General features: G+C 32.4%; 19 protein-coding genes and 1 tRNA gene. 12 read left to right on the top strand and 8 right to left on the bottom strand.

The window, feature by feature from the left end; all coding sequences use genetic code 11:
- Positions 1-105 precede the first annotated feature (105 nt).
- Positions 106-179: transfer RNA gene (locus MR054_RS08035), tRNA-Ile, on the top strand.
- 184 nt (positions 180-363) lie between these two features.
- Here the strand turns inward: MR054_RS08035 and MR054_RS08030 are convergent.
- Entirely contained in the window at positions 364-972 is a 609-nt protein-coding gene (locus tag MR054_RS08030; protein ID WP_242157374.1) for a hypothetical protein, read from the bottom strand.
- 87 nt (positions 973-1,059) lie between these two features.
- Here MR054_RS08030 and MR054_RS08025 point away from each other — a divergent pair, with 87 nt between their 5' ends.
- Entirely contained in the window at positions 1,060-2,253 is a 1,194-nt protein-coding gene (locus MR054_RS08025) for a site-specific integrase (protein WP_242157373.1), read from the top strand.
- A gap of 216 nt (positions 2,254-2,469) precedes the next feature.
- Positions 2,470-2,742 (top strand): hypothetical protein, encoded by a 273-nt coding sequence (locus MR054_RS08020; protein ID WP_242157372.1) that lies wholly within the window; start codon positions 2,470-2,472, stop codon positions 2,740-2,742.
- Positions 2,743-2,872: 130 nt separating this feature from the next.
- On the opposite strand, the gene MR054_RS08015 is transcribed toward MR054_RS08020, so the two are convergent.
- From MR054_RS08015 to MR054_RS07985, 7 genes are all read right to left on the bottom strand, one after another.
- The gene (locus MR054_RS08015) at positions 2,873-5,545 is read right to left on the bottom strand and encodes a UvrD-helicase domain-containing protein (RefSeq protein ID WP_242157371.1); all 2,673 of its coding nucleotides are present in this window, start codon (positions 5,543-5,545) and stop codon (positions 2,873-2,875) included.
- 155 nt (positions 5,546-5,700) lie between these two features.
- The gene (locus MR054_RS08010) at positions 5,701-6,657 is read right to left on the bottom strand and encodes a toxin-antitoxin system YwqK family antitoxin (RefSeq protein WP_242157370.1); all 957 of its coding nucleotides are present in this window, start codon (positions 6,655-6,657) and stop codon (positions 5,701-5,703) included.
- A 157-nt stretch (positions 6,658-6,814) separates the two neighbouring features.
- Positions 6,815-7,417: a hypothetical protein gene (locus MR054_RS08005; protein WP_242157369.1), complete on the bottom strand. Its 603-nt coding sequence runs from the start codon at positions 7,415-7,417 to the stop codon at positions 6,815-6,817.
- Positions 7,414-8,277 carry a reverse transcriptase family protein gene (locus MR054_RS08000; RefSeq protein ID WP_242157368.1) on the bottom strand — a complete coding sequence of 288 codons (864 nt, stop codon included), beginning with the start codon at positions 8,275-8,277 and terminating at the stop codon, positions 7,414-7,416. Before MR054_RS08000 ends, MR054_RS08005 begins: the two co-directional genes overlap by 4 nt.
- Positions 8,278-8,680: 403 nt before the next feature.
- Positions 8,681-8,989, bottom strand: a complete 309-nt coding sequence (locus MR054_RS07995) for a DUF6804 family protein (RefSeq protein ID WP_242157367.1) — start codon at positions 8,987-8,989, stop codon at positions 8,681-8,683.
- A 25-nt stretch (positions 8,990-9,014) separates the two neighbouring features.
- Positions 9,015-9,719, bottom strand: coding sequence for a hypothetical protein (locus MR054_RS07990; RefSeq protein WP_242157366.1), 705 nt, complete (start codon positions 9,717-9,719; stop codon positions 9,015-9,017).
- A gap of 120 nt (positions 9,720-9,839) precedes the next feature.
- On the bottom strand, positions 9,840-10,028 hold the full coding sequence (locus tag MR054_RS07985; RefSeq protein WP_242157365.1) for a hypothetical protein: 189 nt from the start codon (positions 10,026-10,028) through the stop codon (positions 9,840-9,842).
- 339 nt (positions 10,029-10,367) lie between these two features.
- On the opposite strand from MR054_RS07985, the gene MR054_RS07980 reads away from it, so the two are divergent.
- The 9 genes from MR054_RS07980 to MR054_RS07940 all read left to right on the top strand — a co-directional run bounded on the left by MR054_RS07980 (position 10,368) and on the right by MR054_RS07940 (position 16,492).
- A complete protein-coding gene (locus tag MR054_RS07980; RefSeq protein WP_242157364.1) occupies positions 10,368-10,712 on the top strand; it encodes a hypothetical protein in 345 nt (114 codons plus the stop codon).
- Positions 10,713-10,802: 90 nt separating this feature from the next.
- On the top strand, positions 10,803-11,702 hold the full coding sequence (locus tag MR054_RS07975) for an AAA family ATPase (RefSeq protein WP_242157363.1): 900 nt from the start codon (positions 10,803-10,805) through the stop codon (positions 11,700-11,702).
- Complete coding sequence (locus tag MR054_RS07970) at positions 11,677-12,651, top strand: DUF3871 family protein (RefSeq protein WP_242157362.1); 975 nt, start codon at positions 11,677-11,679, stop codon at positions 12,649-12,651. The genes MR054_RS07975 and MR054_RS07970 overlap by 26 nt, the downstream gene beginning before the upstream one ends.
- Positions 12,652-12,700: 49 nt before the next feature.
- The gene (locus tag MR054_RS07965) at positions 12,701-12,955 is read left to right on the top strand and encodes a hypothetical protein (protein ID WP_242157361.1); all 255 of its coding nucleotides are present in this window, start codon (positions 12,701-12,703) and stop codon (positions 12,953-12,955) included.
- 39 nt (positions 12,956-12,994) lie between these two features.
- Positions 12,995-13,765 carry a hypothetical protein gene (locus MR054_RS07960; protein WP_242157360.1) on the top strand — a complete coding sequence of 257 codons (771 nt, stop codon included), beginning with the start codon at positions 12,995-12,997 and terminating at the stop codon, positions 13,763-13,765.
- A gap of 157 nt (positions 13,766-13,922) precedes the next feature.
- Positions 13,923-15,341: a primase-helicase family protein gene (locus MR054_RS07955; RefSeq protein WP_242157359.1), complete on the top strand. Its 1,419-nt coding sequence runs from the start codon at positions 13,923-13,925 to the stop codon at positions 15,339-15,341.
- Positions 15,328-15,780: a GIY-YIG nuclease family protein gene (locus MR054_RS07950; RefSeq protein WP_242157358.1), complete on the top strand. Its 453-nt coding sequence runs from the start codon at positions 15,328-15,330 to the stop codon at positions 15,778-15,780. Before MR054_RS07955 ends, MR054_RS07950 begins: the two co-directional genes overlap by 14 nt.
- A 21-nt stretch (positions 15,781-15,801) precedes the next feature.
- The gene (locus tag MR054_RS07945) at positions 15,802-15,996 is read left to right on the top strand and encodes an NUMOD1 domain-containing DNA-binding protein (RefSeq protein WP_242157355.1); all 195 of its coding nucleotides are present in this window, start codon (positions 15,802-15,804) and stop codon (positions 15,994-15,996) included.
- A 10-nt stretch (positions 15,997-16,006) separates the two neighbouring features.
- Positions 16,007-16,492, top strand: coding sequence for a nucleotidyltransferase family protein (locus MR054_RS07940; RefSeq protein WP_242157354.1), 486 nt, complete (start codon positions 16,007-16,009; stop codon positions 16,490-16,492).
- The last annotated feature ends 46 nt before the right edge of the window (positions 16,493-16,538 follow it).

The following is a 16,538-nucleotide window of genomic DNA, read 5'->3' as shown; positions in this document are numbered from 1 at the left end:
AATTGTTTTTCTTTGAAGATTTTAATACAAGGGAAGAAGCTAGGAAGCGAGAAAAGTATCTAAAATCTGGATATGGGAAACAATGGATAAAAGAAAAATATAAACGGTCCTATAACTCAGTTGGTTAGAGTATCTGACTCATAATCAGAAAGTCCCTGGTTCGAGCCCAGGTGGGACCACCTAAAAGCCTAAATTACATCTGTAGTTTGGGCTTTTTTTATTGAGTTATCCCTTGGTATAACTGCATTGTATGCATTATGTGCATTTTCCTTCCAAAAGTCAACTTGCCAAGTTTTTTCTTCGAAAAAGACTCCTATAGGGTTTCCCATTATTAAAAAAAAGACTCCCATTGAAACTTATTAATTAGCCCTTAGAGGTATTTTTCCGCTTGGACCTATAATGAATAATTAATGGTAAAATAATTAGTATTCCAATAATCCACGCTATAAATATCATCCACCATAAATGGCTTTCAAAAACTTGAATAGTTTCAATAATTAAGCCTATTCCCGCTAAGAAGAAACCTATTCCTGAAATGTAATCATTCTTGCCGATTTTATATAGAAAAAACAATATGGTGTTTAGTATAATCCTGAAAACAATAAAATGTAATACTAAAGCTAAAGGAAATGCTAAAATTGAAAAAACAAAAAACTCAAGTATAGAATAAAAAAAACCGCTACCAATGTCATAGAATACAAATAGTAATACAGTTATTATAATTTGGAATAGGGAAACTGTCATTCGGTTATACATAATTTTATCCCTTTCTGCCATTGGTCTAAACCTCATTTCATCTTTATCTAAGCCTGACGAGAAGTCATATGACATATCTCTAATCCCTGTATTTTCAATGAAGTTCCGAGCATATTTCTTTGTATTGGATGAAAAATTACTCATATAAACATGGTATAGGGCTAAACTAAATCCAGTTATTTCCAAAAATAAAGCAATCACTTGTAGATTATCCATATTCATTTTTTAAAAGTATTTGTCTATTTGTCACTTTGATAAATTAGATGTTACAAAAATCGTTCATTTTATAATTTAGAAAAAGTCATGAAACTAAACATATTATATACAATAAATAAGCATAAAGTAAATAGTAGAGGATTGTGTGGTATCACATGTAGGTTAACTTACTTAAAGCAGAGAAAACAATTTGCCACAGGACAATTTATAAATCCAAATAATTGGCATCGTAAACAGCAACTGGTCAAACCACCAGAACTCGATGCTGAACTAAAGAACACACAATTAAGCCTGATTAAGACCAAACTTTCTCAGGCTTTTTTAATACTTCAGGTTAAGGAAGAAAGCTTTACGGTAGAGGATATATACATACAATATAAGGGAGAAAAGACCCAAAAAGAACAAGGTACTCTTGAAGCTTTTAAACGTTATCTAGAGTCCTTAAAAAGGCTTATAAGTGTTGATATTCAAAGAGCTACTTGGGTTAAGTTTGACTATGCTTATAGACACTTTAAGGATTTTATTAAGCATAAATATAAGTGCAGTGATTATCCATTAACAAAACTAAAATTGCAATTTTTAGCCGATTTTGAGTATTATTTAAAAACAGAGAAAGGATTAGGTCAAGCCACTATAAATAAGATGATACAACGCTTTAGAAAGCCTATTAGAATAGCTGTGGCAGAAGATTATTTGGATAAAGACCCTTTTATGTTATACAAGGCTAAAAGAACAAAGAATAGTATTGTTTTTCTGTCCCCTGAAGAACTAAGAAAACTGGAAGAACATCAGTTTTCACAACCAAGGCTGAAACTAGTAAAAGACCTCTTTATTTTCTGTTGTTATACAGGGTTACCTTATAAGCAATTGATGGATTTAGAAACTAAACATATTGTGGTGGGTTTCGACGGGAATAAATGGGTTCAGATAAAAAGGCAAAAAACATCTAAAAATTTATCAATTCCGTTGCTTCCAAAAGCAGAAACGATTTTAAATGTCTATTCTGGTATCGATAACTATATTTTTCCTAGAATCACCAACCAGAAGTACAATTCTTATTTAAAAGAAATTGGTGCTATTGTAGGCTTAGATAAAAAACTTACCACACATATGGCTAGGAGAACTTTTGCAAGTACTGTTTTATTATATAACAATGTACCGATGGAAATTGTGAGTGAGCTTTTAGGTCATTCTAGCATGAAAATAACACAAGACAGCTATGGGAAGGTTGTGCAAAAGAGGGTTAGTATAGAAATTAATAGGTTAAAAGGGAGTGAATAGCTCCCTTTATTGTTTGTTATTAAAATTATTTTAATCATCTGGCATATTTCCAGTCACTTTTGCATAAATAATTATAATGACTATTATAAATATAATTAACCAATAATAAACACTGGGCTTTCCGTCTTTATTAGTTAAACCATTCTCCATTTCTCAGAATTCTCATTTTTTAATTTATTTCAATAAATCTTCACAATTAGTTATAACTTCCTATTTTTGAAAACTAGCTATTTGTACCCTATGAGCAAATGTAGCCATTATAACTTTACCTCTGGCTTAATTATTATCCCGCTGATTTACTTAGACCAGAAAAATCAAGCAAATATGCAATACGAGGAAATAATAAATGAAGATGGTACTTTAGATGTTAGTTACAGACGTATCAACCCTAATGGCAAACTTTCTGATAGAGTATATGATAACTTCGAATACTGTTATTGGGACTATGCTAAGCCTTTCTATTTTCCAAAAGATTTAAAACCAGAATAGCAAGTAAATTACCTTCATTATTTTATTGATTAAAAACTTGGCAATTTGTCAAATGCCAAAAAGCTAACTTTTCTCGGCATATTATTCAATCGTATTTTGATGGTAAATGCTGTCATCTATTTAGGTTATGTTATTCCAAATTTATAGTGTTTTCACATTTAGGATAGTTTGTACAACCTAGAAACTTTCCAAACCTTCCACTTCTTTTAGTCATAAATCCACTTTTGCAACTAGAACATAGAATAGTGTTTTCTAAAATTTCAATGTTATTGAATGTTTGATTGCAACTTGGATAATGGGAACAACCTAAAAACTGGTTTTTCTTTAATGTGTTTTGCCTAATAACTAATTGTCCAGTTTGACAATACGGACAATTAGTTTTACTTAATTTTTCATTGTCTGAAGTAATCAAAAATTCGTTGTCTACAATTAATTCTTCAGCAAACAAAGAAACATCAGTAGGAATAAGTAGTATAACTTCGTTTTTAGTTCTGGTTAATGCCACGTAAAATAACCGTCGTTCCTCAGCAAAGCGATAAGCTTCATTGTCACTAAGTAATAGAGATAACATTGGGTCATCTGTCATTTTGTTAGGAAAACCGAGTAAATGGTTTTTAAGATTCAGCACAATAACATTATCGGCCTCTAGCCCTTTTGATTTATGTACAGTTATATATTTAATATCAAGGTCCTCAAATCCTTTTATTTCAAGTTTATTATTGTATTCATAATACTTTATTTTACTGTTAGGGGTAAGTTTGATAAATTCATTAATGTCAAAACTATGACGTCCTAGAACCAAAATTGGCTTATCTCCATTTTTGCCTACTAGTGCTTGAATTTCATTAAGGAAAACCTGGTCAGCGTTATCTTGTGAATAATAAACAAACTTAATTGGATTCTCAAGGGGTCCTTTTTTAGACTTTGGGTTTTTAGGTATTTGTTTTTTGTTTTTTTGAATGTACTTGGATGTTATATCTATAAGTGATTGTGAGTTTCGATAAGTTTGCTCAATAAATAATCGCTCATATTTTCCAACCCATTTTTCAAAATTACTAAACAAAGAAATGTCGCTTCCTGCAAAACGATAAATGGACTGCCAATCATCGCCAACGCAAATTAACCTTGCCCCAGATAAATCTCGAATTTCTTTAATTAGACTGAAACGTGAGAAAGAAATATCTTGATATTCGTCAATGATAATGTACTGATATTCGTAATTTGGTTTGTTTTCAATTACTAGGTCGGTGGCTTGATTTATCATATCGTTAAAATCAATTTCACATTTCTCTTTTAAAATATTGTCATACTTTTTTAGGATTGGAATTGCAAATTTTAAGAAGTTTTGTTGCCTTTCCAGCATAAACTTGTTAGGGGCTTTACTTTTGTCAGAAAACAAGGAGATAATTGCATTATAATCCAATTGTCTTGATTTACAAAGGTTAATGAAGGCACCTATTAGATTTATTATTTCTTTTCCAAAATTTCTATCCTTTTCACTGACTTTTGAGAAGATACTATGAGCGTCTCGTGGTTTAAAATTCACATTTTCATTTTTCAACAATTCACTCAGTTTATCAAGTAAAATACGGTCACGATTATAGTAGGAATATGTTTCTAGAAGCTTGGTGCCATATAATTTATGAGTCTCTCTTTTCAGTTCCATTTGCTCTACATATTCCTTTTCATTGAATGGTGTCAGCCATTTTGCCCTGTTATCTTCATCAACACCAAAGTGCTCTAAATAAATGTCGTAGTCTGTTAAATAAAAATCTGGTCGATATACAGTTTCTCCAAAAGGATAAGGTTTTTCATATTCGTATTCAATACCATTTAGATAAAGGAAATTTGCTATAGTAAGTTCTTCAACGCTTTTTACTTTTTCACCCTGTAGGGTGTCTAAAGAAGACTTTTCAACTTTGTTTAGAAGTTCAGGTTCACATTTAGATTTTAAAGTTTGAAAATCAATTCCCTTTTCAGTGTCTAATTTCTCACCAAGAGATTCATAGCTATCATGTTCTTCGGGAATGTTCATGTAACAAGCCACATAAACAATATATGCCTCCAATGCTTTGGCATCTTTAAAGATTTCACTTCCTAAATATTCTTTAATGATATTATTTAGGGTGTTTTCATTTGTTACGGCCTGAAGAGAATTGGAAAATCTTTTAATGATATTGTATCCTAATTTGTGAAAAGTTACTGCCCTGGCGCTAAGCCCTAAATATTTTAGCCGTTCATTTAATTCATCGACGGTCTTTCTTGTGAACGATAAAAGTAAAATACTATTAGGCTTGACGTTTTTCTTCTCTAAGAGATATTTTACTTTACCTATAATGGTTAAGGTTTTGCCTGAACCTGCTCCTGCAATAATCAGGTTTGAATATTCGTCTGTTATGAGAGCGGTTCGTTGTTGGTCATCTAATTTTTTACCTTCAATATCATCAAAATATTGGCGAAGTTTGATTTTTTGAATTTGAACATAGTTTTTATTGTAATCAACTATGTAATTATCAAAATTTTGAAATATGTCATTAAACTTTCTGACACTATCTTCTTTTTTGTAATAATTGGATTTGCCCTTAAAGTATTTACCAATAGCAGAATACTTTGATTTGATTTTATCCCGTTTTACCCAAGTAATATAGTCATCAAATCTTTGTATGATATCAAAAAATGATTTGATTTGCTGTAAGTTAGATACGTAAGTGGCGTCCTGATATTTTTTCTTCTCCGTTAATTGCCGATAAACAATTAGAGTACTAATTATTACACCAAAAAATATAGTAAGAGTCCATATCATATTTAAAGGTTATGTTCTTGATATTTTATTGATTGCAGTGATTTTGCTAGGTAATCAAAGACTTGTATATGGTTTCTATGCTTGAAAATCGGCGGAAGCTTTCCTTTTGGAAAGTCAGAAGCAATCAACTATTGCTTTGTTAGCCACTGGATTTATTAAATGTTTTTTGATTTTCTAAAATTTTCATAACCTCCAACATATTCTTCCAATCTATATAATTTATTGTTTTCATCATATAGTTTTAAACTTCCATTACCATTTACAATACTTCCTTTGTCCAAATTTTTTCCATTTGAATCAAAACAGCAAATAATATCCATTAATCTTCCAGAATCCCATAATTGAATTTGATGAATTTTAGAGTTTTTATGATACAAAACCCATTCACCATCTTTTTTGTCAAGAGGACCTTTTTCTTTATTATCAACAATATAATTCCCTTTTTCTTTCAGAGCACCATTTTTGTAAAAAAAATTCCATTCTCCAATCATTTTAGTACTATATTTTGAGCCCACCATTTGATACTCTTTTTTGCCGTCGAATTCATTAAAATCAATGTATAGAACTGGACCTAGTCCATTAGTGTATTTGCCTGTTTTTTCCAAATGACCATTATCGAAATAGTATTTCCATTCCCCAATTTTATTGTGTTTTTTAGAATATAAGCCTAATTCTTTTATTTGTCCATTTCGATGGTATGTTTTCCATTCCCCAATTTCAAAACCGCATTCATAAGCCCCTTCTTTTTCTAATTGACCATTATCAAAATAATATTTCCAATCTCCATTTTCTTCACCTTGCAGAAAATTTCCATAAGACAATATTTGACCTTTTTCTGAGTATTCTTTCCAGTTCCCTTTTTTAAATCCTTTATTATATTCACCTACTTCTTTCAAAATTCCATTTTGGTGAAATATTTTCCATATTCCAACTCTTCTTTGCCATTGTGAAATATGTCCACACGTACATATAATTTTTTCTGAATATTGACCTATAGCTGATAAATTACCGTTTTCGTGATAATATTTCCACTCTCCATCTTTTCTGTCATCAATTAAACATCCAATTTCTTTTAATTGTTGATTGCTATAAAATTTTTTTTCAATTTTCATTTACAACTCTTGGATAAATTGTTACTAGCTTTGTTTTAACTTGTCGCCAATGGTTTAGGTTATGACTTCGTTGCGTGAGTTAGAATTACCTTTTGCAAGAATATACCAAACTTAAAATTCTTGTCGATTTTCCGAGTAGGCGAGAACAATTAATTACTCATTTCCATTGTTGGTATTGATTTTTGTTCTTTTCCATTTCGATTCTAATTCGTTCCAGACTCTCCGGTAAAAGTTCTTTTACCCAATAAAGTTCATTAAAGATTTCAAGAAACTCAATTGTATTCTTAAAATCTTGTCGGTGAATATAAATTTCAAGATCTTCTGATGAATGAACGTAAACGTTTAAATGCTCTGCATTTTCTGAATAGTCCAAATAGTCAACTAGAAAACAAACATATTTTTCTGCTCCTAAATCCTCGTTTTTTGCAATCCAAATTTTTAAGTCCGATTGTGAATCCTTAATTTTTTGGTATTGCGTTAATTCCTGCTCGAAATATTTTTCATTGCGATGAAATTCGCAAATTGTGTCCAGTGCTTTGTACAAGTCCAAAAATTTTTCTTGGTCAGTTGGTTCGCCAAATGGCGGAAGTCGGACAATTGAACCATCGTCCATTTTGAAAAGGTGTTGGCTGTATACAAAATCAGAAGTCTCGTTATAAAAATCTGAATGTTTTAAAAGCCACCAATCAATTTTTTTGATGGTAAAAAGATTCTTAGATTTCAAAGAGTTTAAATCATTTAAATAGCTCTGGATATTCATGTTTTGGCATTTAATAGTTTAAACTTTGCATTCAATTCAGTATAATACTTGTGCTCTTTACCTTTGATGAACCCAATATAATCTATCCACCCTTTTACTGTTTTATTAAAACTCTTTCGTTTAGGATATTTTTTACTAAATTCTTCTAACGACCATTCCAAGCCTTTATGTTCCCAGTTCCATAAGGTGGCGCGTATATTTTTATAAAACTCACGTTTAACATTTACCTTTTTATTAACAACCAATCCAGTAACGATTTGCCTCTTATTTTGATAAAACCACCTGAATTTTTTTCTATTTACTTTAAACTTTAAATCTTCAATAATTAATATAATTTCAGTTATTTGAATTATTGGAAGTTTGTCGAAATGAAATGAAAAAGTTAAATCATCAGCATATCTTGTATAGGTAATATTGAATCGTTTACAATACTTTCTTAATTTTTTATCAAGTTCGTCACAAACAAAATTAGATAAAATAGGAGATGTTGGAGAACCTTGGGGTAAATGATTGTTTATTGTGAATAAATCAGCAAAATAATTCGCTTCAAAATCGGTTAAATTAAATTTTTCCAGTATGACTTTTGATACCTGTTCTTTGGTTATATTAAGGAAATAGTCTTCAAGGTCAATATTTAGAACAATCTTTTTATTTGTATGTTTTTGTGCGTTGGTGAAAATGCTTTTTTCGAGTTCAAAGCCATGTGAGATCTCATTATAATTACCTCTTTTAATAATAAAATATTTTGAAAACTCTTTTTGAATATCGAATAACTTATTCAGGGGCTGATTTATTTCTCTAAAACCACCATTTTTTTTAGGTAAAGTATATGTCTTGTAATATGAGTTTTTGTTAGTCAATATATAGTCAAGCAATTTTAAATCAAAGTTTTTATTCAGAAATTGCCTTAAATCGGTTGATTTATATTTAGTAAGTAATATGTAATAATGTTTTTTGTTCATATAGAAAATAGGGTACTTGCTTTATATTCATTAGTGAGGGGATTTGAGACCTCTCCTCAAAACATTATAAAGACCATTGCGTAACACAACAGTTAATTCAACAAAATTGAATCAAAATAAATATTATTAACAAGCACCCATTTTTTTACAACTACCGCCAAAGACTTACATTTGGTTTTTTGCGCAGGTTTGGTTACTAATTTAGGAAAAAACCTGGCAACTTGCCATTAGTCAACATGCCAACTTTTATAAAAGAATTTGGCCGGTACTTTTCATAGGAATCAATGTTGTAAACAGTGGTTTATATTTTATCATTAATTTTTCGTTTTTGGCTAATAAAAATCGAGATTATTAAACCAATTCCAACAATAACATCTACTATATTCCAAATTGGCCTGCCTAATGCAATTTTAAAAAATGGTTGAAAAAGTAAAGCCAAAGCTCCAAAAATAAACATCTCTTTTTCCTTACCATTTTGATGTGACTGATAAGCTAAAAATCCAAAACCAACAAGACCTGCAAACCTAACAAATTGATAATATCCATAGGGTAAATCAGCAAGACAGATAAATAATAAAATTGATAAAATTATTTTTACTGTGTTTGACATTTATTCTTTTATTAAAGTGCTTGGCTTATCTGCGACTATTTCCTCCACCAAGCATTCCCAGTCCCATAAAAATAAAACTTATCCACCACCAAATACTGTATGCTGTCGTTGAATTAGGTGCTTTACAATACACATCATCAGCAAACCAACTTACGACCCAATTAGGAATAACAAAAATTCCGTGCCAAATTCCAGAATACCAAGAATAAGTTTTCTCTGGATTTATATAAGCTATTTTGGTTGACAATAAGCAGAAAGTTAAGAATATACCGATGTAAAAGACAATTGAACCAATTGTCATTAAGATGCTCAAATTTTCTTCTTTTTCTTCAAACATTTCTATTCCTGCTCCAACAGATAAGGAAGCAGCAAATCCAATTGTCAAACAAGTTAGTAAAATTGCAAAAAATACTCCAAAATTATCTTCGTAAGCGTCAGTCATTGTCCAATAGTAAATAATTTTCGAAATACACAAAAGAACGCTTATTGTAAGAATAGAATAAAAAGCAAAATTTTTACTTGGTGATATTTTTGCAGATAACCAAGTAATTCCTCCAGGTAATAATTGGAATAGACCAACAGCCAAACCGCCAAAAAATATCAATAGGATAATTATCCAAAATTTACTTAAACTCATTAATCCAAATAATGATAACGGTATTAATGAATAAACTAAAAAAATAATAAAATAGATTATTGGAATGAAAATGATGTATCTTATTGCTTTCATATATGAGGTTGGTTAGTTATTAGTTTTTTTACTTGTGTAAGAGTAGGTTATTGTCATCTATCATTTTTATTTGTTCGAAATTTTTGTTCCCATTGCTTACACTGTGTTGTTAAACGTTTTTTAATACCAGTTAAACTCTTTAAATATTAATACATATAATCCAACCAATAATATGGCGGTCATTTCTCCCTCAATCATAAATTTTGAACTATCGGTTAATTCATTTTTAGACTTTTTAAACGAACTTAAAATGTTATTTATAAATCCCATATCAGCTTTTTTTAGAGCAAATACTGTCGATAAGGTCATTATGAGCTTTATATCTCGGGTCTTTACTCAATCCTTTTAAAATTTTTTCAATTAAATTTTTTCTTTGTTCTGGTGTTAGAGGTGGTTTGTAATCTTCCATTATTTTGGTCAAAATGTTTTACAACAATTGGATAAACACACTGGTGTGTTTGTTTTTACACACTCAAATGTAGGAAAATATTTTAATTCTTTTTTTAAAATATATCTATTAAAAAATTTTTTTTAATTTTTTTTGAGAACTTTTAAATAGGCAAGATTACCTGATAATTAGATTGCCACCCCCGCCTATCTCTGTAGGTGGGGAAAATCCCCGCTCGCTTTAATCTAAATTTAATTATCATGGTAACTATCAAAGGATTTAAAGAGAGAAAGACCAAGGAGGGTGAAACCTTCCTTGTGCTTGAATTAGAAGGCGGTCCAACCGCAGTTAAATCACAACAAACAGGCCGTATGTACTTCACCACCAAGAAATGTACCGTACCAGCAACATTTGACGAGGAAACCTGTCAATCCTTAATTGGACAGACCTTTCCAGGAGAAATCGTTAAGGTAAAATGTGACCCTTATTCCTTCACCATAGAGGACACTGGGGAAATCATCGAATTGGACTACCGCTGGGAATATCTAGACAAGTCTTTAGACCTTGTACCAGAAAACATCATCGAGGAATCAGCGGTGATGTAACAACATTAATGAAAGAGGCATGAGCCTCTTTCTTTTTTTCTGGTTATACCTATAACCAAAACATTATATACAACTTAATACAAATATATTATGCAATTACAACAAGCAAAACGGGAGCAGGTAAAACTGCGTATCGGATTGTCAGGAGCTTCAGGATTTGGAAAGACCTATTCTGCTCTGCTTCTGGCATATGGCATGACAGGGGATTATTCCAAAATAGCTATTATAGATACTGAGAACCAGTCGGCATCCTTGTACGCCAACCTAGGGAACTACAACATTTTGAGCCTTGATGCTCCATATTCGCCAGAACGTTACATAGAAGCCATTACAACCTGTGAGAAGGCAGGTATGGAGGTAATCATCGTTGATTCGATATCTCATGAGTGGAATGGTCAGGGAGGTTGTCTGGAAATCCATGAACAACTGGGAGGCAGGTTTCAGGACTGGGCAAAGGTCACGCCAAGGCATCAGGCCTTTATCGATAAGATATTACAATCCAAATGCCATATCATAACCACCACTAGAAGAAAGGTCGACTATTCACTGGATACCATCCAAAATGGTAAAACCAGAGTCGTAAAGCATGGTACCAAGGAAATCACCAGAGAGGGCTATGAATATGAACTGACAGTCAACTTTGAGCTGATTAACGAGAACCATATCACCAAAGCATCAAAGGACAGAACAGGACTATTCATGAACAAACCTGAGTTTGTCATCAACAAAGCCACAGGGAAGAAACTAATGGACTGGTGTTCCAACAGTAAAGATCTGGAACAGGCCAAAAAGGAAATAGAAGTCTGCAAGACCGTTGAAGGATTAAGGCACATCTATACCAAGTATCCCAATCACAAAACAGCTATACTGGATGAGATCATGCAGCGTAAGGCCGACATTGAAAGTACCAGTCTGAGCATCGTACCCAATACAGAAATCATTGAACAACAGAAAAACAACGACAATGGAACAGAACCTAATACAGAATAATGTTATTATTCCAGAGGTGGAAGTAATAACTTCAAGGCCTCAATCACCATTTATTGAAGCCAATACCAAAGCGGTTAATTTAGCACATCTAAAAAATGACTGTATTATCCCTGTCTTTTCAAAAGATAATGAGACCACCATTTCCCACCACGAGTTTATTGGTGCAACCCAACAGGCTGTCCAATCCATATTTTCAGGTCAGCGTATCCTACCACCAGAGATAAGAGCAAGTCATATTGTTAAGGGAAGGGTTCCCAGTGCCATAGGTAAATCCGTAAAGGACCTAACAGAAGAAGATAAAACCATCTATTACGAAAGATTGGCATTCAAAATAGACATCCCAAACATCACTGCAAAGGTTGGGGATAATGAGTTGCAGTTGAGCATAGGTGGGGTGAGGGCCTATAATCATGAAAACCTGTATTCCAAGAAAACAATGGAGAGATTCAAGGTGTTTATAGGCTTTAAGAACATGGTGTGCACCAACCTCTGCGTATCATCAGATGGAAGTGTTGAGGAAATAAGAGCCTCAAATGTGAGTGAACTCCAGAACAAGATAATGGACCTTATCGGAAATTACGAGATGCAGGCCCATCTCAAGGCTTTGGAATCTTTTCCAGAGTATGGACTCAGTGAAGAGCAGTTTGCACAGTTTTTGGGCAGGTGTCGTATGTATCAGTACCTGCCAAGAGAGAAAAAGAGGGATATCCCTCCTTTGGAACTCAATGATGGACAGATAGGTCAGATTGCAAAAGGGTATTATATGGATGAAAATTTTGGAGCCACTGGTAATTCTATCTCTCTCTGGCAATTGTATAATCTTTTGACAGGCACGAACAAATCCAGTTACATTGATACATTCCTACATCGCAGTGTCAATGCGCATGAGCTTACCCAAGAACTACTAAATTCCATAAAATATGAGAGACCCATCTGGTACCTAAATTAATAATTAATAGCTAAAATGTAAGCCCAGTTTATATCTGGGCTTTTTTGTTATGACAAATGAAGAATATGCCTATCTTTTTAAATATTGCTCACCAAATTCTATAATGGTGGTAACCTGGTATGGCAAACTTAAGACCTTATATTGTCCATTAACAGTAATTGTTAGAAAAAAAGTTGGCAACTTGGCGGTTGGGGATTATGTCAAAGTAGATGAAGTAAAATTATCTACAACAGGGAAAACTGTATTTATAATTCAAAATAAAGCCTATTTTTATTATTATTTTGATATTCTCACGCACTTGTAAGAGCTGTGTATAATATAATAGCTATAATGTATTTTAATAATGAAAAAAAATAAATTATCTGGGTTGGACCTTAAACAGCTTCTAGATTTGAAGGGTTATCAACAATTAAAAGTTAGTTTTATACAGAATTTGACAAAAGATAAACGGTATATAGGTCTGAATACAGAAAGCGATACACTTATGGTAGATGATGTGCACATACCATTCAATGCTTTTATGGATGTCAAGGATAATCAAGAATTGAACGAATTTCAAAGAAGTTCTCTAAAATATTTAGTCAATAAATTTGAAAATGAATTTCTTGTAGAATTACTAAAAAATAGTATAGAGAATTATAAGAAAGCAATAGAGGCAAATAGGCTAGAGGAAACAAAATACTCAGTTGAGGAGAAAATAGGTTTTTATGATGAATGGGAATCTTATTTTATTGAACTACTGGTCAGATTAGAAAAAAGCGCACATTTAAATGATAGCCTTAAGAATTTGACGATAGACACAATTTTAAGAATTAAGGATGAATTATCAGACAGGAAAGATGAGCTGATTCATCCTAGAGAGATTAAAATCCCATTTAATTTATCTAGAGAAAATCTTGCTATAATCTTTTCACTTTTTTATAAGAATGAGATAATTCACAATAAATTGACTAAACCAGAGTTAGCTAGATTTATTGAAAATTCATTCTTACATAGTAAAACAGAGGAAATAACTGAAATAAGAAATCTTATTTATCAGTATACCAAGCCAGGCAAACTAAGTGATAAAAAAAAGTCAGAACTTAAGGATATACTCTTCAAAATAGTTTCATAAAAGCGCCAAATAATTAGGGTGCAAATCTTTGCACTTGAAATTTACCCAAAAACAACATAACTGATAGATATTTGTCTTGTGATTGTTATTAGTGTCACCCATCTCCTGCACTAATTACAATGGAGAAGATAAATTTTAAATTTTAAAACTATTAGTTATGAGAACTAATGAGAATTCCCAAAAGTTTTGGGAAAAGGATGACAATGGCAAAATTAAAATTATACAAAGCAAATTAATTGCCTTTTTGTCAAAATCAGGTTTCAGCAAAGCTGAAATAAGTGATACCGATTATACATTGGTACGTGAATACGAGAATACCGTAAAGGAGATTGCAGATTACGTAATTGTAGATTACGTTAAAAGATATCTACTTAGTATTAAAGAAATGGATGTGTACGAGGCTTTTATTAAAGCCTCTTCCACGCTGATATCCAAGCCTAAATTAAGGTTTCTAAAGACTGTGAAACTTTTAAATGATAGAGATGATGCCAAAACTAGCTGGTTTCATTTTCAAAATTTAAGTTGGCAAGTTGGCAAGAAATCTTTATCAAGTAGGTTAAGAGAAGATTTTCAAGGCAAAATTTGGAAGTCAAGAATACTACCATATGACTGTTACTATGTAAAAGACGATGATGAATCCCAATTCCAAAAGTTCTGTTTTAATATTTCTGGAAAGAATAAACATCGGTTTAAGGCTCTAACAACAATAATAGGGTACTTATTACATCGTAATCAAGATCCAGGTAATGCCAAAGCAATCATATTTATTGATGAAAACATCTCATTCGATGGGACCGCAAATGGGGGAACTGGAAAAAGTTTACTAGTTCGAGCAATGGGAAAATGTAGGGAACTTGTTGTTATGGATGGCAAGAACATTAAACATAAGAGTTGGTTTAAAAATCAACGCATTAATAGAACAACGGATTTGGTTTTTTACGATGATGTAGGCAGGGACTTTTCTCTTGAGACTTTGTATTCCATGATTACAACAGGTGTTACAGTTGAAAAAAAGTACAAAGCTGAGGAATATATTTTGCCTGAAAATGCACCGAAAATTATCATTTCAAGTAATTACGTTGTGAATGGCACAGGAGGAAGTACTGACATAAGACGTCGATGTGAGTTTGAAGTCGCTAATCATTATGATGATACCTTTACTCCAGAAGACGAATTTGGTAATTATTTCTTTGATGATTGGGATAAAGGCGAATGGAACAGGTTCTTTCATTTCATGATGGAATGTGTCCAACAATATCTAAAGAATGGACTGATTATTCCGAATCCTATAAACCTAAAAAAGAACAGATTGATAAATGCTACTTGTGAGGAGTTTGTTGCTTTTATGGAGCTGGACTTGGTCGAGAGGAACAAATGGTTAAACAAGAAAGATGTCCTGAACTTATATATTTCTGAATACAGGCACTACAATAACCTTTCCTCTCACCAAATGACCAAATGGATAAAGGAGTACGCCAGACAAAATGAACTTATTTATGAAGACCGTAAATCAGGCGAGAAGTACGAAATGTACCTCAAAGAATTAAGAAAGGAGGTGAGTGATGAAGAAGAATAAGAAACCTTTGGGAATCATTTACACTGTTGAGTGCAGAATTACTGGTGAGTTCTACGTGGGTGCTACAACGGATTCATTACATCAACGTAAACTGGACCATCAGGAGCGGGCTAAAAGGGGTGAATCACATCCCTTTGCTCGAGCCATTGCCACTTATGGGGAAGAAGCCTTTAATTGGCAACAGACAGATACTGCCAATACAGCAAATGAATTAGCACAGAAGGAGAAGAATTATATTAATAAACATGATTCTAAGAACAACGGATATAATGCAGATTCTGGTGGAGGCATTAAGAAGGATGTTTATCAATATGATATTAAGACTGGTAAGCATATAGCAACATACGATTGTTTGGAAGATGCTGCTGAAGCTGTAAAAGCTAAAAAGACATCAATAGGAAATGCTTGTTTAGGTCAGAACAAAACCTGTAAAGGATAATATTGGAGCTATAATTACAGTGTGCCATTTAATCCTAATAAGGATTTACGTAAGAAGAAGGTATATCAATACACTGTTTCTGGCGAATTGATAGCTAAGTTTGATTCTGTTGCTGATGCGAGCAAGTATACAGGCATGAGCAAAACATGCATTTCAAGGGTATGCCGTGGAGAGCGAGAACATTCTGGAGGATTTAAATGGGAATATGGTTCTTAAATGAAGTATTATGAAATTAGAACAAGCTCAAGAAATAGCAAATAAGGTAAAAGATATGTTAGCCCCGCACTGCTACAGGATTGAAATTGCAGGAAGCATCAGGCGTCAAAAACCAGAAGTAAAGGATATAGAAATTGTGGCCATTCCCAAACCATATGATATTGGGTTATTTTCAAGTGGAATAGCCTTAATAGTTAATCAATGGCCTAAAGTTAAAGGTGAATTTCCTTGTAAATACACTCAAAGGATTTTACCAGAGGGAATTAAGTTGGATTTGTTTTTTGCGGAGGAAGATAACTGGGGATTAATATTTGCAATTAGGACTGGTAGTGCGGAGTTTAGCCATAAGGTTTTGGCCACTACCTGGGTTAAAAAAGGATTTAGGTCTCATTTTGGATATTTAACAAGGGGTGATAAAATATTTAGGTTTCGAGAAGAGAAAGAGTTATTCAGGTTTCTCGATTTGGAATATAAAGAACCTTGGGATAGAAATTAAATTAGAATAATATTGTATAACATCATAAGGAGGCATCGCCTCCTTT

The sequence above is a fragment of the Aestuariivivens sediminis genome, assembly GCF_022662105.1.
In the GTDB taxonomy this organism is placed as follows: Bacteria; Bacteroidota; Bacteroidia; order Flavobacteriales; family Flavobacteriaceae; genus Aestuariivivens; species Aestuariivivens sediminis.
Note: the sequence above shows the minus strand (reverse complement) of the source record. Positions and strands in the feature narration are given on the sequence as shown.